General features: G+C 33.5%; 20 protein-coding genes. 15 read left to right on the top strand and 5 right to left on the bottom strand.

All coding sequences use genetic code 11. The annotated features are described in order from the left end of the window. Window positions 1-115 precede the first annotated feature (115 nt). The 8 genes from ACWNT5_RS04665 to corA all read left to right on the top strand — a co-directional run bounded on the left by ACWNT5_RS04665 (window position 116) and on the right by corA (window position 14,435). Window positions 116-4,414, top strand: coding sequence for an HYR domain-containing protein (locus ACWNT5_RS04665; RefSeq protein WP_456516765.1), 4,299 nt, complete (start codon window positions 116-118; stop codon window positions 4,412-4,414). Window positions 4,415-4,551: 137 nt separating this feature from the next. Next, window positions 4,552-4,680: a hypothetical protein gene (locus tag ACWNT5_RS04660; protein ID WP_456516764.1), complete on the top strand. Its 129-nt coding sequence runs from the start codon at window positions 4,552-4,554 to the stop codon at window positions 4,678-4,680. A gap of 441 nt (window positions 4,681-5,121) precedes the next feature. Beyond that, window positions 5,122-5,508, top strand: a complete 387-nt coding sequence (locus ACWNT5_RS04655) for a hypothetical protein (RefSeq protein WP_456516763.1) — start codon at window positions 5,122-5,124, stop codon at window positions 5,506-5,508. Between the two features lie 28 nt (window positions 5,509-5,536). Continuing rightward, window positions 5,537-6,082 carry a hypothetical protein gene (locus tag ACWNT5_RS04650; protein ID WP_456516762.1) on the top strand — a complete coding sequence of 182 codons (546 nt, stop codon included), beginning with the start codon at window positions 5,537-5,539 and terminating at the stop codon, window positions 6,080-6,082. A gap of 183 nt (window positions 6,083-6,265) precedes the next feature. Beyond that, window positions 6,266-7,999 carry a tetratricopeptide repeat protein gene (locus ACWNT5_RS04645; RefSeq protein WP_299605263.1) on the top strand — a complete coding sequence of 578 codons (1,734 nt, stop codon included), beginning with the start codon at window positions 6,266-6,268 and terminating at the stop codon, window positions 7,997-7,999. A gap of 221 nt (window positions 8,000-8,220) precedes the next feature. Continuing rightward, on the top strand, window positions 8,221-9,885 hold the full coding sequence (locus ACWNT5_RS04640) for an alpha/beta fold hydrolase (RefSeq protein WP_456516761.1): 1,665 nt from the start codon (window positions 8,221-8,223) through the stop codon (window positions 9,883-9,885). Window positions 9,886-10,118: 233 nt separating this feature from the next. Further along, a complete protein-coding gene (locus tag ACWNT5_RS04635; RefSeq protein WP_456516760.1) occupies window positions 10,119-13,214 on the top strand; it encodes an FG-GAP-like repeat-containing protein in 3,096 nt (1,031 codons plus the stop codon). 153 nt (window positions 13,215-13,367) lie between these two features. Next, on the top strand, window positions 13,368-14,435 hold the full coding sequence (gene corA, locus ACWNT5_RS04630; RefSeq protein ID WP_456516759.1) for a magnesium/cobalt transporter CorA: 1,068 nt from the start codon (window positions 13,368-13,370) through the stop codon (window positions 14,433-14,435). A 14-nt stretch (window positions 14,436-14,449) separates the two neighbouring features. On the opposite strand, the gene ACWNT5_RS04625 is transcribed toward corA, so the two are convergent. Continuing rightward, window positions 14,450-15,619, bottom strand: a complete 1,170-nt coding sequence (locus ACWNT5_RS04625) for a cation:proton antiporter domain-containing protein (protein WP_456516758.1) — start codon at window positions 15,617-15,619, stop codon at window positions 14,450-14,452. A 208-nt stretch (window positions 15,620-15,827) separates the two neighbouring features. Between ACWNT5_RS04625 and ACWNT5_RS04620 the strand changes: the two genes are divergently transcribed. After that, on the top strand, window positions 15,828-16,337 hold the full coding sequence (locus ACWNT5_RS04620) for a mechanosensitive ion channel domain-containing protein (RefSeq protein WP_299897987.1): 510 nt from the start codon (window positions 15,828-15,830) through the stop codon (window positions 16,335-16,337). 64 nt (window positions 16,338-16,401) lie between these two features. Here ACWNT5_RS04620 and ACWNT5_RS04615 read toward each other — a convergent pair whose 3' ends face one another. Next, complete coding sequence (locus ACWNT5_RS04615) at window positions 16,402-16,923, bottom strand: DUF3124 domain-containing protein (protein WP_299605277.1); 522 nt, start codon at window positions 16,921-16,923, stop codon at window positions 16,402-16,404. Window positions 16,924-17,454: 531 nt separating this feature from the next. Here ACWNT5_RS04615 and ACWNT5_RS04610 point away from each other — a divergent pair. The 6 genes from ACWNT5_RS04610 (at window position 17,455) to ACWNT5_RS04585 (ending at window position 21,540) form a co-directional block, all read left to right on the top strand. After that, entirely contained in the window at window positions 17,455-17,967 is a 513-nt protein-coding gene (locus tag ACWNT5_RS04610) for a Dps family protein (protein ID WP_456516757.1), read from the top strand. A gap of 2 nt (window positions 17,968-17,969) precedes the next feature. Continuing rightward, entirely contained in the window at window positions 17,970-18,881 is a 912-nt protein-coding gene (locus tag ACWNT5_RS04605; protein ID WP_456516756.1) for a mechanosensitive ion channel family protein, read from the top strand. Between the two features lie 45 nt (window positions 18,882-18,926). After that, a complete protein-coding gene (locus ACWNT5_RS04600) occupies window positions 18,927-19,481 on the top strand; it encodes a hypothetical protein (protein ID WP_299605283.1) in 555 nt (184 codons plus the stop codon). 364 nt (window positions 19,482-19,845) lie between these two features. Then, on the top strand, window positions 19,846-20,202 hold the full coding sequence (locus ACWNT5_RS04595; RefSeq protein ID WP_299605285.1) for a hypothetical protein: 357 nt from the start codon (window positions 19,846-19,848) through the stop codon (window positions 20,200-20,202). A gap of 31 nt (window positions 20,203-20,233) precedes the next feature. Beyond that, on the top strand, window positions 20,234-20,368 hold the full coding sequence (locus ACWNT5_RS04590) for a hypothetical protein (RefSeq protein WP_299605287.1): 135 nt from the start codon (window positions 20,234-20,236) through the stop codon (window positions 20,366-20,368). A gap of 158 nt (window positions 20,369-20,526) precedes the next feature. Next, complete coding sequence (locus tag ACWNT5_RS04585; RefSeq protein WP_299605289.1) at window positions 20,527-21,540, top strand: DUF6588 family protein; 1,014 nt, start codon at window positions 20,527-20,529, stop codon at window positions 21,538-21,540. 47 nt (window positions 21,541-21,587) lie between these two features. Here ACWNT5_RS04585 and ACWNT5_RS04580 read toward each other — a convergent pair whose 3' ends face one another. From ACWNT5_RS04580 to ACWNT5_RS04570, 3 genes are all read right to left on the bottom strand, one after another. Further along, entirely contained in the window at window positions 21,588-22,253 is a 666-nt protein-coding gene (locus tag ACWNT5_RS04580) for a bifunctional 4-hydroxy-2-oxoglutarate aldolase/2-dehydro-3-deoxy-phosphogluconate aldolase (RefSeq protein ID WP_299605291.1), read from the bottom strand. Window positions 22,254-22,255: 2 nt separating this feature from the next. Continuing rightward, the gene (locus ACWNT5_RS04575; protein WP_299605293.1) at window positions 22,256-23,260 is read right to left on the bottom strand and encodes a sugar kinase; all 1,005 of its coding nucleotides are present in this window, start codon (window positions 23,258-23,260) and stop codon (window positions 22,256-22,258) included. A gap of 211 nt (window positions 23,261-23,471) precedes the next feature. Continuing rightward, a complete protein-coding gene (locus tag ACWNT5_RS04570) occupies window positions 23,472-26,063 on the bottom strand; it encodes a carbohydrate-binding protein (RefSeq protein ID WP_456516755.1) in 2,592 nt (863 codons plus the stop codon). Between the last annotated feature and the right edge of the window lie 165 nt (window positions 26,064-26,228).

Below are 26,228 nucleotides of genomic sequence, written 5' to 3'. Positions count from 1 at the left end.
TAGAACAGATCTAGTTTTGACCTTCATATAAATATACAGATAATAAACCCTAATTCATCGATTAGGGTTGATAGTCTGTAAAATTTAGAATTAAACGTAAACAAAAAAGTAAGACATGAAAAAAAATTACAAAACCACTAGAAAGAATTATTATACCCTATTGATATTCCTATTGATATCTGTTTGGAATTATGGTCAAAATGCAGATCCAATCGCCGCATGCCAAGACGTTACGGTACAATTAGATGAAACAGGAAATGTTGTTGTAGATGCCGCATCGTTGGATAACGGAAGTTCTGATCCAGATGGAGATCCTATTACATTTTCCTTAGTAGGATCACAAACTGTTTTTGCTCAGGTAAATGAGCGACAAGACCTAACTATTACACTACCTGAAGGTGCGGTAGTTGATGCTGTAGAATTTGCTAGTTATGGGATACCAACAGGATCAAATGGGGATTTTGCCATTGGTAATTGTCATGCAGCCGATTCGCAAGCCATTGTAGAAGGGTTTGCATTAGGAAACAATACCTTTACGATTCCTGCAACCAACGCTATTTTTGGGGATCCTTGTTCAGGAGTGGTAAAAAGACTGGCAGTTGTAGTATCTTACATCGGAAATGTAGAACAAATAACATTAGATTGTAATGCTATTGGAATAAATGATATTACATTTACTGCTAATGATGATCAAGGTAATTCTGCTACTTGTACGGCAGTAGTAACTGTAGAAGACACTATAGTGCCGATCATTACGTGTCAGGATATTACTGTAGCACTTGGTCCGGATGGAACTGTAATTGCAGATGTATTAAATGATGGTTCTATCCTAAATCTTAACGATAATTGTGATCAAACACCTTCCGTAGTAATTACTGGACCTGACGTGTATACTTGTGATGATTTAGGAACTTTTAGTCGTGATATCATTGTTACAGATGCAAGCGGAAATGAGGGTTCTTGTACGGCTCAGGTCACAGTTGTGGATCAATTATCTCCAACAACAGTTTGTAATGATATCATAGTTCAATTAGATGAAAACGGACAGACAAGCATTTCAGCTGCCGATATAGATGCAGGTAGTACGGATAATTGTACTATTGACACCATGAGTCTTAACCAAGATACCTTTGGTACTGCTGATCTAGGAGAAAATGAGGTAACCTTAACGGTTACTGATCAAAGTGGAAATTCATCTAGTTGTACAGCAATCGTCACCGTTATAGCTAATGATTTTCCTGTGGTGCGATGTCAGGATATTACCGTACAATTAAATGAAGGTGGGACAGTCTCAATAACTGCTACTCAGATGGATGCGGGTTCTACCGATACCGAGGGTATTGCGGCTTTTTCTGTTACGCCCAGTAGTTTTGATTGTTCTAATATAGGAGCTAATGAAGTAACGCTAACAGTAACGAATACCCGTGGAAACTCATCGACTTGTAGAGCTATGGTTACAGTAGAAGATATCACTGCGCCAATTATTGCCTGTCCAGAAAATATAACACTGGATTGTCCAGACATAGTAACCTATGAAGTAGCCGTTTCAGATTGCAATTTTGCCGAAGTTCCTAGTATTTTAGATGGTTTTACCTTATTAGGAACTTTAGGAACGAGCACGTATTTTATATCTGATCAAGAAATGACTGCTTCCGAAGCTTTCCAAAAAGCGCAAGAAGAAAGATTGGATATTCTTACCATTAATACTATAGAAGAAAATGAGTTTATACAAACGTTTTTAACCGATAATACGATTGATGGTGTTTTAATTGGATTGAATGATCAAGTTGAAGAAGATACCTTTATATGGCAGAGTGGTCAACCTGCTACTTTTAGAAATTTTAACTCTGGTGAGCCGAATAATGTAGGGAATGAAGATTTTGTAAGGATGATAGCATCCTCTGGTCTTTGGAATGATATTACAGGAGTTATATCCACGAGACTGATTGTAGAATTTCATGATTATACTACAGGTCCTATTTTGATTAGTGGAGAAGAATCTGGTAATTTTTTCTTAGCTGAATCTACGACCAATACATTTTTTGCAAAAGATAATAGTGGTAATATCGCAAGTTGTTCTTTTGATGTTACTATTGCAGATGATACAGCACCCACTATTACTTGTGCACCGGACATCTCAGTTGCGACTGATCCTAACTCCAATGAAGCATCAATTACAATAGCTACACCAGCTTTTGGAGATAATTGTGGAGATCAAGTCATACCAGATACTTTTAATGTATTCTATCGTTTCAATGATTCAGGAGATCTTATCGATACTCCGACTATTTTATCTGGACTCAGCACAACTAATGCCGATGTTACTTTAGAAATAACGTTTAATGGAGATCATAATGATGTTGACAATGAGAAGTTTGTATTAACAGGGCCAGATGATCAAATATTGCTGGAAGAAAATAATAGCGGTTGTTCTATTGTAAAGCAATTCGTAGTTGTAGAACAGGAAACATGGAATACATGGATCAATACGTTCGGAGATGCTATTACGTTTACATTGTTGGAAAATAATTTTGTGGACGATAATCAATGTGGAAGTATAGACAATAACTTTTTTAGACTACGATTACCACAGTTTGGTAACGTTTCAATTGTAAATGATTATACCAATACTTCAGATGCATCAGGTGTATATCCTGTAGGAACCACTGTAGTAAATTGGACAATAGAGGATAATCAAGGTAATAGCACAAGCTGTGAACAACGTATTACGGTAAACGATACAGAGGCTCCAGTAGTTACTTGTGTAGATGATATTGTAATTGATTTAGATGAAACTAGTTGTAGTATGGTAGTAAATTTCGATTTTCCAAGTGCCAGCGATAACTTTGCTGTATTTGATAATACCTTAGATGATATTTTGTTACTTTTTAATCGAAAAAACTCTTTGGTTTCATCACTAATTCCAAATCCATTTGATTTTCAGTTAGACGAGGGACTTAATGCGTCATCTATTGATGATGGAGGAGATGATATGTACGATGATGGAAACTTTATCAGTACGGATCTTTCTACAGGAACGATTACTTATTCAGATAATGTGGTTGTACCTCTTGCTGACTTTGGTACAAATGGTGCATACTTTACCAGAAAAGTAGAAAATTTATGGTTATTAGCAGCCGATTTAGATGGTGTTACTGATTTTGATATTACGGGTGAGTTAGGAGCTGATGGAGATGGCTTAGCAGATGGATTTACAGCAACTATTACCGTAAACACGATCAACTATAACATATTTGTAAAACGAGTAAGAGAAGAGTTAGATGGTAGTTCTAGTGACCCTTCTGTTAACCATTTGATTATTATCCCAGAAAATGTAGAAGCTTCTCAGAATTTTGCGGATGATACCGATGATGATCAGCATCAGGTAACGGGTCTTATAAATACCAATCGATTGTATTATTTATTGTTTGCTAGCATAGATAGTGGATTGGTAGATGATACTACCGTGCAGCTTATAGCAACTAGCTTCATAGATAACATCACCACCGCAACGGGAACAATTACGCAAACTGCAGGATTAGCTAGTGGAAGTGAGTTCCCCGCGGGAGAAACTGTAAATACTTTTGAGGTTGTTGATGAATTTGGAAATACAACAAGCTGTTCTTTTACCGTAAATGTAAATGAAACTACAGCTCCTACTGCTGTATGCCAGGATATAACGGTTCAATTAGATGAAGATGGTCGGGTAAGTATTACTGCGGCAGATATTGATGGCGGATCATCTGATAATTGTGGTATTGCCGAGATGAGTATAGATGTGACTACTTTTGATTGTGGATCGATAGGCGATAATACAGTAACATTAACGGTAGTAGATAATAATGATAATACAGATAGTTGTACCGCTATTGTAACGGTAGAAAATCCTTCAGAACCACAAATTAGTTGTCCTGCTGATCAGACTGTAGGATCAGATGAAGGAAATGACACCTATCAACTACCAGATTACTTTGCTATTGGAGAAGCAATAGCAATAGGAACCTGCGCAAATCCATTGGTCACTTTTACACAGAATCCTGCCCCAGGAACACTATTGTCAAGTGGGACTACAACCGTTACACTTTGTGCAGCAGATGAAAGTGGAACAGAGATTTGCTGTAGTTTTGAGCTTACTGTAGATCCAACACTGAGTACAGATGAATTCGAACTTTTTGCTGGAGTATCCGTATATCCAAACCCGGTAATTGATATATTACATATTACGAACTCAAATAAAGCTACGCTAAACAAAATAGAGATATATGATATCAATGGTAGATTGGTATTAACATCTTCTAAAAGTAAATCGAATGATGACATAGAAATTAATGTTTCAAATTTTGAAAGTGGGTCTTATTTTGTTCGTATTCAAGGTGTAGAAGGAAGTGTTATCAAACAATTAATAAAGAAATAAGAGGTACTAAAATTTATAAAGTAAATTTTCGTTAATACTTTGTAGAAAAGGTCCTGCGTATCCATTCACAGGACCTTTTTAATAACCTTCTTTACCAGTTCTTATATGAAATTACTGAAATACGAAATTGAGCTATTTTGAATTTAGACAAGGAAGAAAATTTATGGATAGCCATAGCTATCGATACATTTTGTGACGAAGCATCAAGTCAAAAGAGACAATTTTATACGGTTATTTCATATGAGAAATGGTATTATACAGAGTAATAAAAATATATAGTATATCGATATGGAAAAAATGATAAATAAATATAGATTGGAATTAGTATTAGTTATTTTCTATGCACTTATATGGTTCATCGGATATGTTATTTTTAGTTGATATTTACTATTATACAGAAAAAATACCCACCCCAAAAAGCTAGATCATATCATTTAGTAGTACTGTGATATGTGTGCAAAAGCACTTTGTTAATCACATAATTCTAGATTTCTTACATCTATCGTACTCGCCTTCTTAAGATTTCACGTTTGTACCATTATTTTTCGTCGGAAATTTACACAGATTATCCGTTTTTGTCCTAGATTCGTCAAAAATGTATTTATACTTTTGAAGAGTAAGTGCAAAGCACCGTAGGTGTCTAAAAAAGCATTAGCACTAGATAATTTAGCTGTAATAGTAAAAGGAAGTTAATAAACCTGAGATAGATGAAATCCATAAATATAAGTACCGTACTTCAAATAGTAGCATTGATCTTTTTGATCATTATTGGTTATATGACTTTTAATAGTAGTGAAAATTGGAAAGTATTAACAACAGAACTGGAAAAGGCAAATAAAGAGCTGGAAATATCAAAGGACACACTCGCTATTACAAAAAATCTTTTAAAAAATTCTAGGATAGAATTTAAGCAGATGAAAGCACAAAAAGATTTACTGATTCATCAGCGCGATTCTATATTGTTTGCTTTTAAAAAGAAAAACGCAAAGGATTGGAACGAACTACAAAACATCAAAGATTCTATTCAGCAAACGAATACTCAGTTGACAAAAGACCGTGTGCTATTAGAAGGATTATTCGGATTAAATCAGTAACAAGGACTTCGTATAAAATTAATATATCATGAATAAATTAATCGTACTCACTTTCATTTTTGTAATACCAAAGGCTTTCAGTCAGGTGGTAGATTCTTTGCAGGTTATCAAGATTCCGGCTGCTTATGCAGATCATTCTGGAGAACCATTGACCGTTAAAAAAGATAGTTTGTATAGGTTTGAAACCGCTGATATTTTCTTAGTAAATAAAAAGTCTTTTTTGGCTATTAAGAACGTATATCAGAGTACGATTGATCAGGATAGAATGACTAAAGAGTTGGTGGAAAAGTATACCCAAACCTTGCGAAGAAATATGGATTTAGAGCGACGATTAGGTTTCAACTTTGCGAAAACTGATAGCTTGGATTTGTTGGTATATCAAAAAACTCAAAACACTTTGGATCATACGCAAAAAGCATTGGAGTATACGATTAATAGTTTGGATAAAGCAAGTACCAGTTTAGAATTGGTAGAAAAGGCAGCAAAACGACAACGAAGAAAGAGTGTTTTTGAGAAAATATTAATTGGGATTGCTGGTGTAGGTGCTGGAGTATTGATCGGAGTTTCATTGTAAAACGAGGAGGATATTTTAGAACCAAAGATGTGTTTTTCATAAATTAAATAGGAATTTAGTGAGATGTTGTCAAAATCTGTTTAGAAGGACAGGTTTTAACAATTCTTAGCGATAGGATTAAGAAAATGATAAGTAGCTTTGTTTTTTACTGTAAACCAATTATTCCTGTAACCCTGATTTTTGATGAGATTCTTTGAGGTACTATCTTATATACCCAAGTACGATGTTATTGGCAAAAACCATAGCTTTTTTATTGTTCTAAGCTTTTTCCTCTGCATCAATCTCACTTTTGCTACACAAAAATCGAAAAAGATTGATAGCCTTCGGAATTTGGCGGAGGCCTATACAGATGAAGATACCATAAAGGTAAACCTTCTCAACACCATAGGATATGAATATTGGATTATGGATGCTAATGAGTCCATAAATTTTGGTTCTGAAGCATTAAAACTGGCAGAAAAATTATCCTATCCAAAAGGAATAGCAAGGGCTAATCGAGTAGTAGGAGTAGCCTATTGGGCACAAGGGAATCTTACGCAAGCTTTACTATTTCTAAACAATGCTTATAAAGCCTATGAAAGTATACAAGATAAAGAAGGTATAGCCAATTCTACACTTAATATTGGAATGGTGTATGCCGATCTTAAAGAATACAAAAAGGCTCAACAATATTATGAGCGAGCTATTAATGAGTTTACTGCTTTAGGATTAAAAGGAAGAATAGCGACCACCTTTACCAAAATAGGAACCATGTTGGTAGAGCAACGAAAATATGAAGAAGCCTTAAAATATCTTACCGATGCATTAAAAATGCATACTGATACCAACTTTACTTATGGTATCGCGGAAGCTCATAACAAACTAGGAATTCTATATCTCTATAAAAATGAAATTGAACAAGCGTATTACCATATTAATAGATCCAAAGATTTAGGCAGTAAGGTAAGTGATACAGATGGACTAACGAATAATCTAATTCTCCATGGTAAAATCTTAAGACTATCAGGTAAATTAGATGAGGCTGTAAAAGAAATTAGTATGGGATTGAGGTTAGCCAAAGAGAACAACCTTAAAAAATATGAACTGTTTGCTTATGAGGAATTAAAGGAGATTAAAAAGCTACAGTCTAAACCCGAAGAAGCCTATTATTTCTATGACAAGTATATTGTGCTACGAGATTCGCTCTTCAACTTAGAAAAATCTAAACAGATAGCGTATATAGAATTTGCGAATGAATTAGAAAAAAAAGATAAGGAATTAGTGTCTTTTAAAGCACAGGAGAAGAAAGATGATATTATCCAGCTTATTTTGGTGCTTAGTGTAATTATCATAACTATTAGTGGTTGTTTTATTTATATCATTTCTGTACAACGTGCAAAAAAGAGTAGCCAATTAGCCGTAAACAAGAAAGAACTATTAAAAAAGGAGTTGGAAAACTCAGAGCTAAAACAAAAAGAATTAAAACAACAATTAGAGTTTAAAAATAAAGAGTTGAGTACCTATACTTTAAACTTTATTAAGAAAAACGAAATTGTACAAAATATTCAGCAAACTATACAGAAAATTAAAAAATCTCCTTCAATAGAAAAAACAAAATTAATTGCTGATCTAAATAAGATCGTTCGAAAGAATATAAGTATTGATAAGGACTGGGAAGATTTTAGTCGATTTTTTGAAGATGCCCATCAAGGTTTCTATGTTTCATTAAAATCAAAACATCCAGACCTAAGCACCAACGATCTAAAAATATGTTCTTTAATTCGGTTAAATCTTAATGTAAAAGAAATGGCTGGTATTTTGGGCATCTCTCCAGATAGTGCAAGAACGGCAAGATATCGACTTCGAAAAAAGCTACAACTAGCTCCAGAACAAGAAATTTTCTCCTATTTGGTACAGCTAGAAAAGGAAAACACCTAAGTATCGTTGTTCACTGAAGTTTTATTGATGTTAACATTTAAATAACTGATATTCAAATAATTAAACATTTGTTGTCTACATAATGTATACGCTTTTTTAACAGTTTCATACAGGTCGTATACACTTTGTACTTACTGTTATTGTGGGTTTCGTGTTGTTGTTTTATAGTTTTACAGAAGTAGATTTTTCTACAGTTTATTAACCTTCTTAAAACGATCACAATGACAAAACCAAAGACAGCTTATGCAAAGAGTGGAGATGTAAATATCGCTTATCAGGTATTCGGTTCGGGACCCGTAGACCTAGTATACATACCAGGATGGGTTTCTAATATAGATCTGATGTGGTCTTGTCCAGAATTGGTTAGTTTTTTCGAAGAATTAGGAAAATTTGCCAGAGTGATTCTTTTCGACAAAAGAGGAACAGGTTTATCCGATAGAGTTGTAGAATTTGCAACATTAGAAGAACGAATGGAAGATATTACTGCTGTTATGGATGCAGCAGGATCCGAAAAAGCTATATTATTTGGACATTCAGAAGGAGGAAGTGTTTCGGCATTGTTTAGTGCTACGTATCCAGATCGTGTTATTTCATTAATTGCTTTTGGAATTTTTGCAAAGAGAAGATATGCAGATGACTATCCTTGGGCGCCAACCGATCAAGAACGTCAGGAAGTGTATGACATGATCGAAAACAATTGGGGAAGCGGTGCTATGAATCTAGAATCGTTGGCACCATCAAAAGCTAAAGATAAGGTGTTTATGGAGTGGTTGGCAAACTACTTTAGATCTGGAGCCAGTCCTAGAGCTGCTATGATATTGACCAAAATGAATACCCAAGTAGACATTGTTAATATTTTAGGTTCCATAAAAGTACCAACATTATTGCTTCAAAGAGTCGGTGATATTGATGTAAAAATAGAAGAAGGAAGATTTATTGCAGATCGAATTCCAGATTCGAGATTGGTGGAGCTAGAAGGAGATGACCATTTGTTTTGGGCAGGAAATACGTTTGAAGTTTTAGAAGAGATAAAGTCTTTTGTTGATAGCATTAAAGGAACTTCCGAACCAGTATATGAAAGAAAGTTGTACACCTTTATGGTTGGACATTTAAAAGCTGCAGAAGCATATCAATATTCGGTGAGAAATTTGGTTAAGAAATTGGCAAATACGTATAAAGGAAATTTGGTAATCGATACTAAAAACTCTTTTACCATTACTTTTGAAGGACCTAGCAAGGCAGTACATTGTAGTACTGAGCTAGTAGAAGCGGTGCAAAGTTTTAATGCTCAGATTTCGATAGGAATTGACATTAGAGAATGTTCTGTAGTAGATTGTATTTGTGAAGAAACTGAAGATTTTGTTGCCCTTGTAGCGAATCAAGCAATCCCAAATCAAATCATATTAACAGAAACCGTAAAGAATCTACTTATCGGTGTAAATATTGATATCACTCCGCAAAAGGCAGTCTTTAAAACCGACTTAGGTACTTCTATACTTTTATATACTGCCTCGAAAAAGCAGAAGTCTGAAAAAATTGTCTCTCATATTCCTAAAGTTAAAGACCCATACAAGGATTCATTTTTACAACGGGTTATTCAAAATATTAATAATCACTTAAGCAATGATTTTTACGGAGTTACAATACTGTGTAGAGAGATAGGAGTAAGTGAACGACAACTACAAAGAAAGCTCAAAGCCATTACTAATAAGTCTCCAAATCAATTGATATCTTCTATTCGATTACATAAAGCCAAAGAATTATTAATGAGTAAACAGAGTACGATTGCAGAAATAGCTTTTCAGACAGGTTTTTCGAGTCCTTCTTATTTCTCGAAATGCTTTAAAAAAGAATTTGAAATCAGTCCTTCTGATTTTATAAACTAAAAAATAGGAAGGATATATTTATAAATTTCCTATCAAAAGTGTCCGTAAAAGGTTTTCCCATATTTCTTTCAAATTAATACCATAATCTGTGCTGGCACACGATTAAAAATGGGTGAAAAATGAGTTTCTGTCTAGTTTTTGTGCAGTAAAAACATAGTGCTGAGATACGAATTATAACTAAATTCGGTAGCGTTTTTTAAAAAATTAGACTAACTCAACTTAACTCATATTTCATGAAAAACATCGCTAAACACAGACAACTAAAACTATTTGTTTTATTATCTATCATTGTTATTAATGGTGTTTTATCTCAAATCAATAATCCCACCTTTGTAAATCAGTTATCTCCTTTAAATTTGAACTATTCTGTTTCTGGTTCATTAGAAAAAAAAGTAACCATTAACGTGTCTACTACTTTTAATTATGCAAACCTTAGTATTTTGGCTGATGGCAAGGTTATTTTGGATAACATTGATATCATTTCTAGTGGGACCCATTCGCTAAATGCTATCGTGCGATTTCCCCAAAGTGGACAAATAACGCTCACTATTGCAACCCGATCGGGTAATGTTACTATTAACCAATTGAATTTTCAGGATCTATCTATTCAATATCCATTATTTACAGATGTAACCGAATCTGCTGGAATTACTACAGGTCCTGCTTTGAAATATGCGGGTCCTACCATAGCGGATATGGATAATGATGGAGATTATGATATGATTTTTAATAATCATAATGACCCTAATAATCCGAGCAAGTTAGTTTGGAACAATGGTAATGGAGTTTTTGATCGCTCTTTTAATTTGGCAAGATGGCGATTACAGGATTTGCATGGATCTTCTGCAGCAGATTTTGATAATGATGGAGATTTAGATTTGGTAGCAACACGTGGAGGAGGAAATGGAACTAGTCCAAATACACCAGATTTTTATATTAACAATAACGGAACGCTAACTTTGGGGAATGATCAGGTAGGCATCACTGAGGGAGCTAGAGGAAGATCAGCAGTATGGGGAGATTTTGATTCGGATAATGATTTGGATTTAGTTTTGTTGAATGCACAATGGAATAATCCTAATGGAGGAAAACATGTGATCTATAGAAATAATGGAAATGGACGTTTTGAAACTATACGGGTTCCAAATTTTGAAAATGCGGCTGGAGATCGATTTTTGCTTACAGATATTGATGGTGATCATATAGATGATTTTATTATTTTCTTTCCAATATCTGTATGGAAAGGGAATGGAGATTTTACATTCACAAATGTAACCTCTCAATGGATACCAGCAGGAGTACAAGGACTTCCTAGCATGCTCGCAATGGCTGACTTTGATATGGATAATGATGGAGATTTGGATATTTATATCTCTCGCGGAAAAACTTATACGCAAGTAGCAGATAAGGCAATTGACTATAATCCGGTCACTCAGATTATGCATGTAAGAGACAGAGGAGATGAAGGGAGATCTCTGATTGATTTTACAGCAGTAGGAGATTTTACCTTAAAAGGTTTTGAAGCTGTTTTTAGAAGTACTTATAATGGAGATTATCCAATATTCTTAGGTAGTGCAAAAACACCAGTTGATCTAACTCAAATTACAGGAGAACGTATTATCAAGCAAAACCAAGCACAAGGTTGGCCATCGGCAAGAAATCAAAATGGGATATATATCGGTCATACAGGTAATGGAAACTGGAAACTAGAATCCGTTAGAACAGGTGTGCTGTACTGGTCGATATCATGGACTCTTGAAGGTATTAGCTCGGCAACTCCAGGTTTTACACCTAACAATAAAAATGTATATGATATTCTGTTAAAAAATGAAGGAAACAAATTTGTAAATGTTGCTAATGATTGGAATGTTCCTTTAGGAGGAAATAGTTGGGGTGTTACAACTGGTGATTTTAATAATGATGGGTTTGCAGATTTATTTGTGAATCGATATCCACTATTGAACGAAAGAGTTGCTGATTATATGCTATTAAATACTGGTAATGGTAAATTTGAAGTGACTACTTCTCATGGAGCTGATGATGCAGGCGAAAGAAGTCATGGAGATCAAAGTCAGGCTTTTGATTACGATCTTGATGGAGATGTAGATATTTTGGACGGAAGTGATGAACGAGGGACTTGGCATTTGTATTCAAACCAAAGAACAGATGCTAATAATTACGTGATAGTAAACGTAGGGTATTCTCCTAATTCGAATATAGATCCAATTTCGGCTGAAATAAGAGTAAAAACCAATACAAAAACATTGTTTAAGCGGGTAGGTTCTTCAGGCTCCGCACACTCTCAAAGTTTACTCAATATGGTTCATTTTGGTTTGGGTAATGATGCTCAAATTCAAGAAGTAACCGTGAGATGGCGCAATGGTGAAACCAAAACATTCACAAATGAATCAGTTAATCAAGTTTTGAGCACAAATGGTAATATAACAGAAGAAGAAAAAGCAACATGTGATTTGATACCGAGTATGATTCCTGCAAAACAATCCATTGTAGTTCCAGTGCGATACACGGCAAATCAAACTAGAGATATTGTGGTTTTAGCTTATGTTAATAATATTTGGGCAGGTACAGGTAAAGTTACAGTTAGCAAAGGCTCTGGAGTTGCTAATGTAGTGATGAATTTTTCAAGTACTCCAGTAGCAGGTACAACATACGAATTTAGAACTTCTATTCGACCTGTTGATGCTCCCTGGCAACAAAGTATAACATTATGTATAAATGAAAATATTGCTGTTGCCAACGGAACTGAACTTGTGGATTGTTCTGTGTTACCTGTTAAAATCAACTCGAATACAAGTATTACGGTTCCGATTTACTACGCTGCAAACACTAATCGAGATGTAATCGTTGCTTTATGGAATACCAATTGGCTTGGAGTAGGAAAAACTACCGTGTCTGCAGGGTCAGGCATTGCAAATGTTACGATTACCGTACCAAATGCCCCTGTTTCGGGAACAACATATTCCTTACGAGGAGCTATAAGACCAGAAGGAACAGGATGGCAGCAAAACATTTCAACTTGTATTCAGGATAATGTGACTGTGCCAAATGGTTCGAAATCAAAAATTGATACTACAAAATATGAGCAACCATTCAGTATTTCACCGAATCCTTCTTATGAAGAAATTCAACTTTTAGGGGTGAAATCTGGAAAGCATAAAGTACTGATTTTTGATTTTGCGGGTAAACTTGTTAAAGATACACTTATTAAAAGTGAGAATCATACAATTGATATCAGAGATCTAAGTAGAGGAACCTATTTTGTAAAAATTGATGATAGTTTAGAAGGAGTTCAGTTTGTGAAGAAATAAAGTGTTTTACAGTAGATCGTGGTTGGGTTTATTAAATCAATATGATGTTTGTATATTCTATTAGTTCGCTTAATTAAGAGATTACTTTCTATATTTTACAATGTTTTGAGGAGACAAAAAAATGTGATAATTTGTACTTCTTAATTAAAAAGAATGCAAGAGATACAACAATCTTCTTTTAAGAAATCATTAGGCTTAGTTCCTGGTACCGTAGTTTATGTAGGAAAAAAAAATACTACAGATGTTAGTATAGAACTCTTTGATTATGATGAGAGTTTTATGGAAGAACATGAATTACATAGCATTGATGATGCCTATCAATATATAGATTCTAAACCGATCACCTGGTTAAATATTAATGGTCTTGGTCATACCCAGACTATCGAAAAACTCGGAGCTTATTGCAATCTTCATCCATTAATAATGGAAGACATTGTAAATACGCATCAAAGACCCAAGATTGATGAATATGATAATTATCTTTTTGTGGTATTGAAGATGTTGTATTTTAATGAAGAGCATGAGTTATGTATAGAACATGTTAGTTTAGTCTTAGGTGATGGTTATGTCTTGTCTTTTCAAGAATCTGATGGAGATGTTTTTGATTCCATTCGAAATCGAATACGAAATAATAAAGGTAGGATTCGGACAATGGGAGCAGATTACCTGTTGTATACGCTAATGGATGCTATTGTAGACAATTATTTCAATTTAATAGAAGTGGTTGGAGATAAGATTGAAGAATTAGAGGATATGTTATTCGAGAATACATCTACCGACGCCATTACGTTCGAAATACAAGGTCTTAAGCGAGAAATCCTAAAAATAAGAAGAGCCGTATTTCCATTAAGAGAAGTAGTAAATAAACTAGAAAAAAACGAACATAAACTCGTGATTAAAAAAACGCGTTTATATCTCAGAGATTTATACGATCATATCATACAAGTTTCTGAAAATGTAGAAATCTACAGGGAGATGACTTGGAGTTTAATGGATATGTATATGACAACGATCAGTAACAAAATGAATGAGGTCATGAAAGTGCTCACGATTATTGCTACGATTTTTATTCCATTAACGTTTTTAGCGGGAATTTACGGGATGAATTTTGAAAACATTCCTGAACTCAAATTCAAATATGGATACTATGTTTTTTGGGCAGTTCTTTTACTAATTTTTATAGGTTTACTGATGTATTTTAAACGTAAAAAATGGTTGTAACGATCGTGTGAAAATCACTTTTTTCCTGTAAGCTTTTCTGTAATACCTATCCAAAAAGGACTGATAACCAGAGTTAATGAAATAAGGCTAATGGTAAAGTTATAACCAAAGTCTTCTATAATATTTAAGCTAAATGCTGTTGAACTTAATAAAAAGCTCAGTTCACCGATTTGTGCAAGAAGAGCACCGCCTAACAATGCTTCTTTCCAATTACAAGAAAAAAAACGTAGAATAACTGAATTTAGAAAATGATTGGTTAAGTAGACAACTAAAATTGCAATAGATATAGACCACAAATTTTTATAGATAAATGAAAGGTCTAATTGCAGTCCTACGCTAATAAAAAAGAAAGAGACAAATAGTATTCGGAACGAATGGAGCGTATCATGAATCCAATCGGTTTCTTTTGCCGAGTTCATTATAATTCCCCCAATAAAAGCTCCTAAAGCAGCCGACAACCCAAACACCAAGGTGAATAGCGCTCCTCCAAAGCATAAAAATATGGCCATAAAAACTTGTAACTCATGGTCACGTTCTATTTTTTTGGAGAAAAAGGGCAGCGTAATGGTTTTCTTTATATAAATATAAACCAAAATGCCAACGATAAGGATTGCTCCTAAGATCATAAGAAGTATGTGTTCTATGGATTCTGATTTGCCTCCTAATTGAGAAATAATTAGAAGCAAAGGAACCAAAGCAACATCCTGAGCTAATAGAATGCTGAGGACATTTTTGCCAACTTTAGTATCTATTAATTTCTTATCCTGAAGTAACTTGATCACAACTGCAGAACTACTTAATGCAATAACAAATCCAAGTACAACTGATCTGGCAAAACTCCAATCATAATAATATCCTATCAGCAATACCATGGCTACACTAAGTCCAATCTGCGAAATAGTACCTATTACGGCAAGTTTCCACTGTTTTATGAAATCAATAAGGTTGATTTCCATGCCTATAAAAAACAATAATAAAATGATACCTAGTTCTCCGAGAAGGTGAATCGATTCTTTATCCTGAACTAAGTTCATTCCGTGCTCTCCTAAAACAACACCTACAAGAATGTAACCTATGATATAGGTTTGGTTTAATTTTTTGAGGATGATACTGATACCAATAATTAAAATAGCAAAAATTGCAATTAGTATAATTATCGGATCTAAGGAAGCTATAAACAACATATGCTTTTAGTAAACAGGATTTCTTTCAAATATACTTTTAAAATGTTTTTAAAATATGAAATCAATCAGATAAATCATTAAAAACAATTTAACTTTGTATGAAGTTTAAAAGTCAGTTTTTTCAAGTTTTAAACTCATGCATTTTTTGGGTTTTTAGAAAATTGATGTATCAAGATTACACTGTTTAATCTGTAAAAATAGTAGTCACATGTTTAATCATCAGAAAGAAATTCTTTTTACAGTCATATTAGTTATAACCATGACTGGGATAATCATATTAACTAAGAGGGCTCTCAGAAGATTTAGTTTTATCCGATCTATCGAAATCAACCGTAGAAAAATCATCTTAAATCTTAGTTATCTCTTTATTTATGGTATAGCTATTTCGATACTTGCTGTAATTTGGGGTGTAGACTACAGACAGTTCATAGTTTTTATTTCTTCGGTACTTGCGGTATTAGGTATTGGTTTTTTTGCTCAGTGGTCTTTACTTTCCAGTTTAACTGCCAGTGTTATTTTGTTTTTTAGTCATCCGGTTAGAATTGGTGATAAGATTCGGGTTTTAGATAAAGATTTTGATTGGACAGGCGAGCTAGTAGATATTACTGGGTTTTATTTGTTCATAAGAACTGATGATGGTAAAAATATTACACTTCCTAATTCTCTAGTAATTCAAAAAGGGATTGAAATTGTTGAAAGAAAAAAAGACAAAGAATAAAAGTAGTTCTTGGGTTGATTGTCTTAATTTTTAATCATTCGGTATGTTCTGGAAAATAAAGCTTCTATTCAGAAACGGTAATACCTTCAGTGGTAAAACTGAAACCCTGTTGACCAGAGACACCTACCATCACTCCTTGAAATAATGGTTTAACATTTGTGTTAGAACCCCAGGTAATTAGAAAGTTTGCACCACTACCTCCAGTAGTATCCTCTTCTTCTATCACATATTCTATAGATTCTAGTGGTTTCAGAAAAATGGGTTGTTGTATATAACCTCTAACAAAATCTCCCGAAGTGTTATAATAGTCAACATTTTTAATAAACACAGAATCTCTCGGACTTGTATTTCTTATGCTTAAAGTAGCAGTTAGCTGAAATCTAAAGTCTTTGGTCTTATTATAAATATCAGAGTAAATAGGAACATATACTTCCTTTTTAATAGGATAATTAAAACCGTCTTCTGATAAGGGCATTTTGTTTTCTTTCAAAATTCCTTGCTCTACTTCTTTATTGGGATTTTTTTCCACACAAGACCATAAAACAATACATATTAAAAAATACATCAAACGCTGTAAATACCTCATGATTCTGATTTATAAAGATTATACAAATAGATCATAACTATTTGCGTAAGCAATATCCGAAATTATATTGGAGGTTGTATACAAAATAACTCAGTTTTTCTAGTGACTTCAAATATGTTGAAAAATGATAGTTATGATTTTTTTAATAAAAAACATGATGTTTTTATTGCATTTCATTTTTTTAAAAAATTTGAATTTTTGATTGAAAAATGATGGTTTTTGATTGAAAAATGATGGTTTTGGCTATTTTTTATCTTGTTTGTAGGCAAAAATATATTTTTTAGTGTTAAATGAATTAAGTTTTTATTAACATATAAGAGGTAATTTTAGAAATACTTATGTTAAAGATTCTTAACTGAAGTTAAAGCCCGTTAAATGCCTTGACAAAATTCTACTGAGCCATATATTACAAGTGTATTGTTTTATAATCAGCATCCCGATTAAAAAAACATTTTCTTTTCTGTTACTTTCTGTAACTAGTTTTTAACTGTTGATGCAATACATACCATTTACGAAATCAAAACTTAAAAAATGAATCATTTAATTATAAATAATAATTTGAGAATTTCTACTATATGGGAGTGTAACGCACTGCTTGCTGATTATCAAATGTATTATCAGAAAATAAGAGATTTTCATCGATATATAGGTAGCATTAAGCAAAATGAATTACATGATAGATTTGAACAATTATATACCAATGCTAAGACTAACATTGATAGTCTGGCAGAAAGAATAACTGATATACAAGACGAGCCTATTTCTGGATATAGAGAATTAAAGAAAATTACTTCGATAGAAAGAGGCTTACTTCCTCAAACAGATGAGGAAATGATAAAAGAGATTATAAGAGATCATGCTGTCTTATTGGATCGTATGAAAAGTATCAGAAATAATACGACAATAACAGGAGATGAAGAAACCAAGGACTTGATCCAATCATATATAAATGAAATAAAAAAATCTAGCGTAACTCTAGCAACCTGGAGTAAGAGACCAAAAATGCACTTGGAAACAGTTTCTCTAAATTTTAATAAGAAATAGTTATGTTCTTATTACAAAATGAAGTTCCGGAATCATTAGAAACTGTTACAGAAAAATTACATAGTTGGTGGGAAACGTTGTTAGCAAACCTTCCTAATATTGGGGTTGCGATAGTGGTCTTAATAACCTCCTATTTAGTTTCTAGATTAATTTATAACGTAACGCTAAAGTTAATTTATAAAAGAGTAAGACAAACATCTATAACAAAACTTATTGCCAGAGGAGCTTCAATTATAGTTGTTTTAGGAGGATTGTTTCTAGCATTAGCAGCTTTAAATCTAGGGCAAGTATTAACAAGTCTATTAGCAGGTGCTGGAGTTTCAGGTTTAGTGATTGGACTAGCATTACAAGGCACATTGTCTAATACTATATCCGGAATTGTTTTGTCTTTTAGAAATAATATTCAGGTTGGTAATTGGATCGAAACTAATGGTTTTTCTGGCGAAGTATTAGATATTAATTTAAACTATTTTGTTTTAAAGGAGGTAGATAACAATACAGTTGTCATTCCTAATAAACAAATTATTGAGAATCCGTTTAAAAACTTCTCATTAACCAAGGAAATGAGAATTTCTTTAGAATGCGGTATTGATTACAAATCTGATTTGGAAGCCGTTCAAAAGCTTACTATCGAAACAATTTCGAACTTATTTGACCAAGAAAAAATTAATAAACAGATAGAATTCTATTACACAGGATTTGAGGACAGTTCTATTAATTTCTTATGTAGGTTTTGGATTGAAGGAATGAGTGGTTTAGACAGATTAAGGGCAAAAAGTAAGGCGATTATTCAGCTTAAAAAAGCTTTTGATAAGAATGGGGTAAATATTCCATTTCCTATCCGAACACTACATGTAAATGAAAAGCACCTAACCAGTGAATTAAAACAATTAGAAACCCTTGGAATAAATTAAAGAATACGAATTGAAAAAATAATTACAAATACAAAATTGAGACATATGAAAACAAATAATAAAGAAAACAAAATATATATCATACTAACATTGACCTCAGTATTTCTATTCACATTTGCTTTAATCAGTGCATTCGCTCAGGAGAATAAAAATGTATTGATAGAGACTATAAAAAAAGAGAACAAAGTGATTAAAGATGGGCAAGAAATTACTTTTAAGCAATTCGAGACAGAGTCTGCAGAGCAACCTATTGTTTTGGATCAAGAAGATAAATATAAACTAAATCAGGATAGGTCGGATATACCACATAAGGTGACAAAAGTAATTATGTTGGATAACGATAGCGATGAGTCTTATGATAAAATGATCTCATTATTTTATAGACGAGGAGAAAAAGAATTATATGATTTTGATCTTACCAGTAAAGGGTTGGCTGTATCGGCAGATGATGAAGAAAATAGCATAAAAGGGATTGATAAAATCGAAAATGGAAAAATGCTTGATACTGATTTATTGAACGATGAAGGGTTATACGAACTCACCTTTGCAAATGGAGATAGACATTTAATAAGTGTAGAAACTTATGACGAATTAAAATAAGCCAGATCTAAAATAATATACACTGTAGAGAAGTTGAGAAATCGACTTCTTTACCAGTTTCAAAAATATAATCACATTAAAGAAAATACTATGACAATATATTACAGATACTTAAGAATATTAATGAATAGCGTGATGAAGTTTGTGAAAGAATTACCCGCTGCCAGCAGCAATGCTATTCATCGATAATGAATTGAAACTAACAATAATACTCATTTAATTTTTGAACTATGAAACATAAAGACCAAATACAAAGACCTGGGCTGAGAAAAAAATATTTTGGAAGCAAAGGTTTTTTAAGAAAACTCCAAAATAAAATAAAACATAATATGAAACCTAAAAAAGCTATATATAGCTAAACGATATGAGAAAAGACAAATATTTGAAAAAAGCATTATCCTGGGTCGAAAAACGATCAACAGTATCTGTAAATTCTATAGCAGAAGATTATGAAGATCCAAAAGCTTTTATTAGTAAATCTTCAAAGGAAAAAATCAGAGCAGATATATCTTTTGTAACCCATGGAGGCGCTAAACACTTTATAGAAATAGCGTTAAAAAATATGGATACTAAAAAGCAAGTTGTAAAATGGAAAGTACTAAGTTTTATCGCAGGTGTAAAAAGAGGAAAATTACATTTGTTAGCTCCCAAAGGACATAAAGCACATGCAGAAAGATTAATAAAAAGATATAACATCAACGCGATGGTATATTCACTATAATAAAAACCACATAAACAAAACCATTTATATTTTGGAAAAAACAGAAAACTCAAAAAAAATAAAAACAGCTATCGACTATTGGAAAAAACAAAATGAAAAAAGAAAGTGTACGGATTTCTCAGAAATGTCTTACTGGGAAGTTGTAAGCACAAACTCAGCTTTATAAGGAAACAAGAGTTTTCTAATCATAAAAAAACGATTTCTGCAAATAAATTGCAGGGACGTTTTTTTTTGGTTTAAATAAAGATGATGCAAAAAATCGAATTTGTTTTAATAAAAAGTTATCTTGTAGTAGATAAAAAATTCCCTAAAAACCAAAGTCTTATGAAAAAATTACTACTTCTTATCCTAGTGTTTAATCTCTCTTACACTTTTGGACAACAGAATATTGATGATTTATTGGCTGCAGGAGTAAATGATGCCCAACGTTTTGCAACAGATTACTTACGCCCAGCTTCAGATGGATTAATTTATAGTATGAATCAAGGTTGGTTTAATAGCGCAAAATCCAAAAAGAAATTTAGATTTGAAATATCTCTTATTGCTAATGCTTCTTTCGTAGGGAGTGATAATAAGTCTTTTATTCTTGATACCTCGCAGTATGAAAATCTTCAGTTTAGAGATGGGAGTATGCAACAAGAAGTAGCAACCGCTTTTGGAGATATTGAAGGAGTTGTTGTTTTTGTTGAAGGAGAAAGTACTATACCAGGATTACCTCCACAAGATGCTGAATTTGAATTACCAACTGGTTTGGGAGAGTCTAATATCAATTTTGTACCGACGGCATTTTTACAAGCAAGTTTTAGCCCGTTAAAAGGAACCGAAATAAAAGCACGCTTTTTTCCGCAAATTAATACAAGTGATGCAAAGGTTGGATTTTATGGAATAGGTTTACAACATGAATTTACTTCGTGGTTGCCAGCTGAGAAATTATTTCCAGTTGCAATTGCTGGGTTAATAGCCTACACGCACTTAGACGGGAGTTATGATTTTACGGATACGAGTATTGTAGATGGTGAAAATCAACGTTTCGAAAATGATACCAATACGCTATTATTTCAGTTGATTGGATCAACAAAATTACCTGTTTTTAATGTCTATGGCGGAATTGGTTATATCTCGGGAACTTCTAATACTGATTTAAAAGGGGTCTACAGAGTACAATCCGGTGTTATATCATCCGAAGAGATTACAGATCCTTTTTCTATAGAGAGTAAAGTATCTGGTGTAAGAGGTACGATAGGAGCAAAGGTCTCTCTTGGATTTTTTAAAGCAAATCTAGAGTATAATATAGCCGAATATAGTGGAGCATCTCTAGGACTCAATTTTGGATTCTAATTGCAGAGATCATCATATAAATTGTTTTACGATTATCAAGAAATCTATTAAAACTTAGAAGCTATAGCAATAGATTTTTTTGTGGTGGTTGTGATTGATTTATAGTCGAAATCACCAGCATCGTTTTTAAATATTAATTTAGAACCTAATCCCACACAATAAGCACCAGAAGAAAACCATTTTTTTAAGTTATCTTCTTCTGGAGTAACACCACCGCTAGGCATGATAAGTGTCCAAGGACAAGGTGCTTTCACCGATTTTATAAAATCAGGACCACCAATTTGACCAGCTGGAAATATTTTTACAATTTCGGCCCCTAATTCTTCTGCATAATTAATTTCACTCAACGTTCCACATCCAGGTAACCAAGCAACTTTTCTTCTATTACATACTTTAGCCATATCAGGATTTAGTACAGGAGAAACGATAAAATTAGCACCGTTTTGGATAAAAATAGAAGCTGTACCTGCATCCACCACAGATCCTATTCCTAATATCATACCAGGTAATTCTTGGTTTACCCATTTTACTAATTCGGAAAAAACTTCATGAGCATGATCACCTCTGTTGGTAAATTCAAATACTCTAGCACCACCATCATAACAAGCTTTTAATACTTTTTTTGCTATCGTAATATCTTCGTGATAAAATAAAGGAACAATCTTAGTGCTTCCCATTGTTTGTGCAACTTCTATTCTAGTATATTTTGCCATGTTTATCTTTTTATTCTCCCTGTTAAATTTCCTTCTATTACCGATACTATTTCTTCTTCGTTTACCAAGTTAGCATCACCTTCAATGGTATGTTTTAACGCGCAGGATGCATTGGCAAATTGTAATGCTTTCTGATCATCATAATGTAATAGTCCATGAATCAACCCAGAGGCAAAGGCATCTCCAGTTCCTATTCGGTCAACAATATGAGTGATTTCTAATTCGCTTGTTTCATAAAAACTATTTCCATCCCACATACGAGATTTTATCCTATGCCAATTGGCGTTTAACGATACTCTGGTTTTATCAAAAACTTTTTCTATATAAGGAAACTTCTCCTGTAAATACTTACAACTTTCAATAAAGTCATCTGTATCATTAGTAAATTCTGTATTTAATACCTCATTGATTTCATTCGGACCTCCGATAAAAATCGTTGATAAACCTGATAATTCAGATAGTGCTTCTTTGGCATCAATACCATAATTCCAAAGGTTTTTCCTGTATGCAGGATCTGCAGAAACAGGAATGTTTTTATTCTTAGCAACTAAAAGCGCATTTTTTAATCCTATATAAGCTTCTTCCGATAATGCTGGTGTTATTCCTGTCCAATGGAACCAGTTACAGTGCTCTAAAATTTGTTCCCAGTCGAGATCTGAAGAATTGATTTTAGAAAATGCAGAATGTGATCTATGATAACTTATAGTACTTGGTCGCATAACAGCACCTACTTCAAGAAAATATAAACCTAAAGGAGCTTCTGAGGTCTGCACAAATTTAGTATCAACTCCATAAGTATTCAAATAACTTGTGGCTGCTTTTCCGAGAAAGTCATTAGTGACTGCGGAAACATGATCTACTTCATTTCCTAATTGCGAAAGGGATATGGCTACATTTACCTCTGTTCCACCAAAATAATATTCCAATTGATTCGATTGGATGAGTTTTTTATTGCCAGGAGGTGAAATCCTCATAATGATCTCACCAAAGGTTACAACTTTTTTCATCTGCAAGGTTTTGTTGTTCTCAATGTAATTTTATAATAAAATAATACGGTATTTAAGAACAAAATGTTGACTTACTTTTAATGATTTCAAAATTACATTTTTTAAATGTAAAAAATACATTTATTTTAAAATAAAAACCCGTTTCGATGTGGTTATACAACTTTATCATCGAAACGGGATTGAGGCAAATTTTGATAGTATTAGAAATTAATTAGTTTCTAATCAATCTTAGTGTTTTAGTCTCTTTTCTAGGATGTTTTATAGATAAGAAATAGATTCCTTTAGATAAATTCTCAATATTAATAGTATGATTTTGATTCAAAGGTGTATTCATATGTGTGGTTCCTTTTATATCATATATACGAATGTGATATTCTAGTTCAGCATCTAAACCATCTAGAAATACTTCTCCCGATGATGGGTTTGGATACATTTCAAGGCTATCAAATTCTTTGGTTAGTTCTTCTTCATTACTTCTATTAACATCTCTAGTAAGTATGATTTTGTCTAAATTCCATTGCCAAGGAGTATTGCTTGACGCTAATATTCTTATAGTGTGTTGTCCTGCTGTAAGATTTACAACACCTCCATTTAATGATTCATAGCTTTCCCAAGACCCATTGTTAGGAACATTAGTGGTAGATGCCAGAACATTATCTGCCAATAACTGAATTTGTGCTCCGTTAGATGGTGTGGAAATTAGATATTCAATATTGTAGAATCCTGTAGTAGGAATAGTAACAGTATACTCTACCCAATCACCATTATTAACATAATTAATGGTAGTAGCTCTTCTATTAACTCCTAATCCTGGACCACCTACAGAAGCATCGTTAAAAGTTCCACCTGTATTGGTAAAATCTTCTGCTTCTATAATTAAATTGTTATTAGCTCCAGAGCGAGTAAAATTCATGGATCCTAAATTAAAACGTCCACGGTCCATAAATACTCTCATTATCTGTTGACCGGCAGGAAGAGATACATTTGATATTGTTTTGTTTATAAAAGAACCCCAATTCCCAGTTGAACTTACAGATTGAAGTCCAGTGACATCATTACCATTAAATTCTATATGAAAGGCTCCATTATTATTTATAGAAGCTACTTGAGCATCAATAGTGTAAGTTCCTGCGGTAGCTACATTAACAGTATATTCTAACCATTCTCCATTAGAAATCCATCCGATATTACCAGCAGGAGTTCTAAACTCGGTATCTACATCGGTATTCTGTCTTGGTCCGGTTCCGTTATTACCAGATCCTGAATCATTATATGCTATTCCTTGACCTCCATTGTCAAAATCAACAGAGTTGATAGTTCCTGGTATAGTATGAGGACTACCACCAAATGGAGTTTGTCCATCTCCTGTAGAACCTCCTGTTACAGTTATGGTAGCAGTATCTGTAAAATTACCATCGGTTGTATTTACAGTAATGGTTGCCGTACCAGCAGAAACTGCTGTAACAACACCACTTTGTGTTACCGTTGCCACAGACGTATTACTAGAGGTAAATGTCATAGTTTTAATTGTTGCATTTGCAGGGGTAACCGCTCCGGTTAAATTTCCTGTTGTTCCTGCAACCAGCGTAAGATTGGCAGGTGTTACATTTACTCCAGTGACAGGAATATTAGTACCTCCTCCAACGGGTTTATATACGCGTATCCAATCTACTTTCATAGTGTTTTTAGCAGGGTCACTTAGATCTGCATCAGTAGGTGTACGATTGGCTAATACATGCCAGTCTTGGGATTCTACATTGATAATAATATCCATTTCTTTGGTAAATCCGTTACCTCCTTGAAAATTAAATGGGTCTATAATACTTACAGAAGATGTATTACTAGCTTGTTTTAGAGTTTGAAAAGAATAAGAAGTTCCTGTTGCAAATTCCGTCATTTGTTGGAAGCCTGTAGCATCAAAATCTAACTGGCCATTTGTCATCGTTGGATATGCATATGTCCAGGTGCCATTTCTATTAGTAGCAACTGCTTTATCATATAGTACACGTACTAGGTTACCGTCTATATAATACTCAAAATGAAATGGACTTATCCAATTCACACCAATGCGAACATATCTTCTGTTTCCATTATTCCAGTGGTGCTCTCCCCATACAGAAACATCTGATTGACTCCACCAACTATTAAAGTCTCTTGGTTGATAATCTGTAAATGGATTTCGAATAAACGAATGATGACTTAGATGAATAAATTCGGAGAAGAATTCATTTCCTTGCTCATCTCCTCCGTAGCATTCGATAATATCGATTTCCTGTGTATCATCAGGGCTTAAAAGCCAAACATCAGATGCTAGTACAATATCGGCAACACTTACACTTGCTTCTACAAAAACTGGAAATTTAACACGTGTATTACCCGTGATACATCCTGAACTTACTCCGTCATTAGGGCGTCCCATTTTATCAGGAAGCCCTGTAATAGGAAGGTCACCGCCAGTGCGATTCCAACGAGATGCCCTTAGTATTAAATCATTACCATCCACGGATACATGATTATATTTCCAGTAGGTGGTACCTGGACCATCCCAGCCATTATGATAAAAGTTATACCATTTGTTATTCCCAAAGTTGGATAATTGATTGGTTTCGTTAAAGGTATAATTAAAATCATCTGACGGAGCTGGCTGAAGCTCCCAAACATTTCCTTGTCCTGCATTGGCAGGTACAGGTATCCCATTCCAATCCTGTGCGATGGAAGAAATAGTACATAAAAAGAATAAAAATAATAGTTGAGTTTGATTTTTTACAAATGAGTTATTTGTAAAGTGTGTTAGAAAGTTCATGGTTTACAATAAATTACTGTTTAGTTAATAGGTTTTAAATGATATTTAGGTTCGTAGAAATCTTTTTGAAATAAACTTTAGAGGATTTGGTTAAAACGTACCACAATCCAGCTTGGAATTTATCCAAAATTTGGTTCTACATTAATATTTGTGATTTATAATTAC

The organism is Aquimarina sp. 433 (assembly GCF_054054605.1).
The sequence above is the reverse complement of the archived record's forward strand: the minus strand, read 5'-3'. Positions and strand labels throughout refer to the sequence as shown.

Excerpts from the sequence above, each read along its gene's own strand:
- ACWNT5_RS04620 (WP_299897987.1), top strand. The coding sequence starts at position 15,828 with ATGTTTAATCATCAGAAAGAAATTCTTTTTACAGTCATATTAGTTATA.
- corA (WP_456516759.1), top strand. The coding sequence starts at position 13,368 with ATGCAAGAGATACAACAATCTTCTTTTAAGAAATCATTAGGCTTAGTT.
- ACWNT5_RS04580 (WP_299605291.1), bottom strand. The coding sequence starts at position 22,253 with ATGGCAAAATATACTAGAATAGAAGTTGCACAAACAATGGGAAGCACT.
- ACWNT5_RS04645 (WP_299605263.1), top strand. The coding sequence starts at position 6,266 with ATGAGATTCTTTGAGGTACTATCTTATATACCCAAGTACGATGTTATT.
- ACWNT5_RS04610 (WP_456516757.1), top strand. The coding sequence starts at position 17,455 with ATGAATCATTTAATTATAAATAATAATTTGAGAATTTCTACTATATGG.
- ACWNT5_RS04615 (WP_299605277.1), bottom strand. The coding sequence starts at position 16,923 with ATGAGGTATTTACAGCGTTTGATGTATTTTTTAATATGTATTGTTTTA.
- ACWNT5_RS04605 (WP_456516756.1), top strand. The coding sequence starts at position 17,970 with ATGTTCTTATTACAAAATGAAGTTCCGGAATCATTAGAAACTGTTACA.
- ACWNT5_RS04655 (WP_456516763.1), top strand. The coding sequence starts at position 5,122 with ATGAAATCCATAAATATAAGTACCGTACTTCAAATAGTAGCATTGATC.
- ACWNT5_RS04640 (WP_456516761.1), top strand. The coding sequence starts at position 8,221 with ATGACAAAACCAAAGACAGCTTATGCAAAGAGTGGAGATGTAAATATC.
- ACWNT5_RS04575 (WP_299605293.1), bottom strand. The coding sequence starts at position 23,260 with ATGAAAAAAGTTGTAACCTTTGGTGAGATCATTATGAGGATTTCACCT.
- ACWNT5_RS04635 (WP_456516760.1), top strand. The coding sequence starts at position 10,119 with ATGAAAAACATCGCTAAACACAGACAACTAAAACTATTTGTTTTATTA.
- ACWNT5_RS04570 (WP_456516755.1), bottom strand. The coding sequence starts at position 26,063 with ATGAACTTTCTAACACACTTTACAAATAACTCATTTGTAAAAAATCAA.
- ACWNT5_RS04625 (WP_456516758.1), bottom strand. The coding sequence starts at position 15,619 with ATGTTGTTTATAGCTTCCTTAGATCCGATAATTATACTAATTGCAATT.
- ACWNT5_RS04665 (WP_456516765.1), top strand. The coding sequence starts at position 116 with ATGAAAAAAAATTACAAAACCACTAGAAAGAATTATTATACCCTATTG.
- ACWNT5_RS04650 (WP_456516762.1), top strand. The coding sequence starts at position 5,537 with ATGAATAAATTAATCGTACTCACTTTCATTTTTGTAATACCAAAGGCT.
- ACWNT5_RS04595 (WP_299605285.1), top strand. The coding sequence starts at position 19,846 with ATGAGAAAAGACAAATATTTGAAAAAAGCATTATCCTGGGTCGAAAAA.
- ACWNT5_RS04600 (WP_299605283.1), top strand. The coding sequence starts at position 18,927 with ATGAAAACAAATAATAAAGAAAACAAAATATATATCATACTAACATTG.
- ACWNT5_RS04585 (WP_299605289.1), top strand. The coding sequence starts at position 20,527 with ATGAAAAAATTACTACTTCTTATCCTAGTGTTTAATCTCTCTTACACT.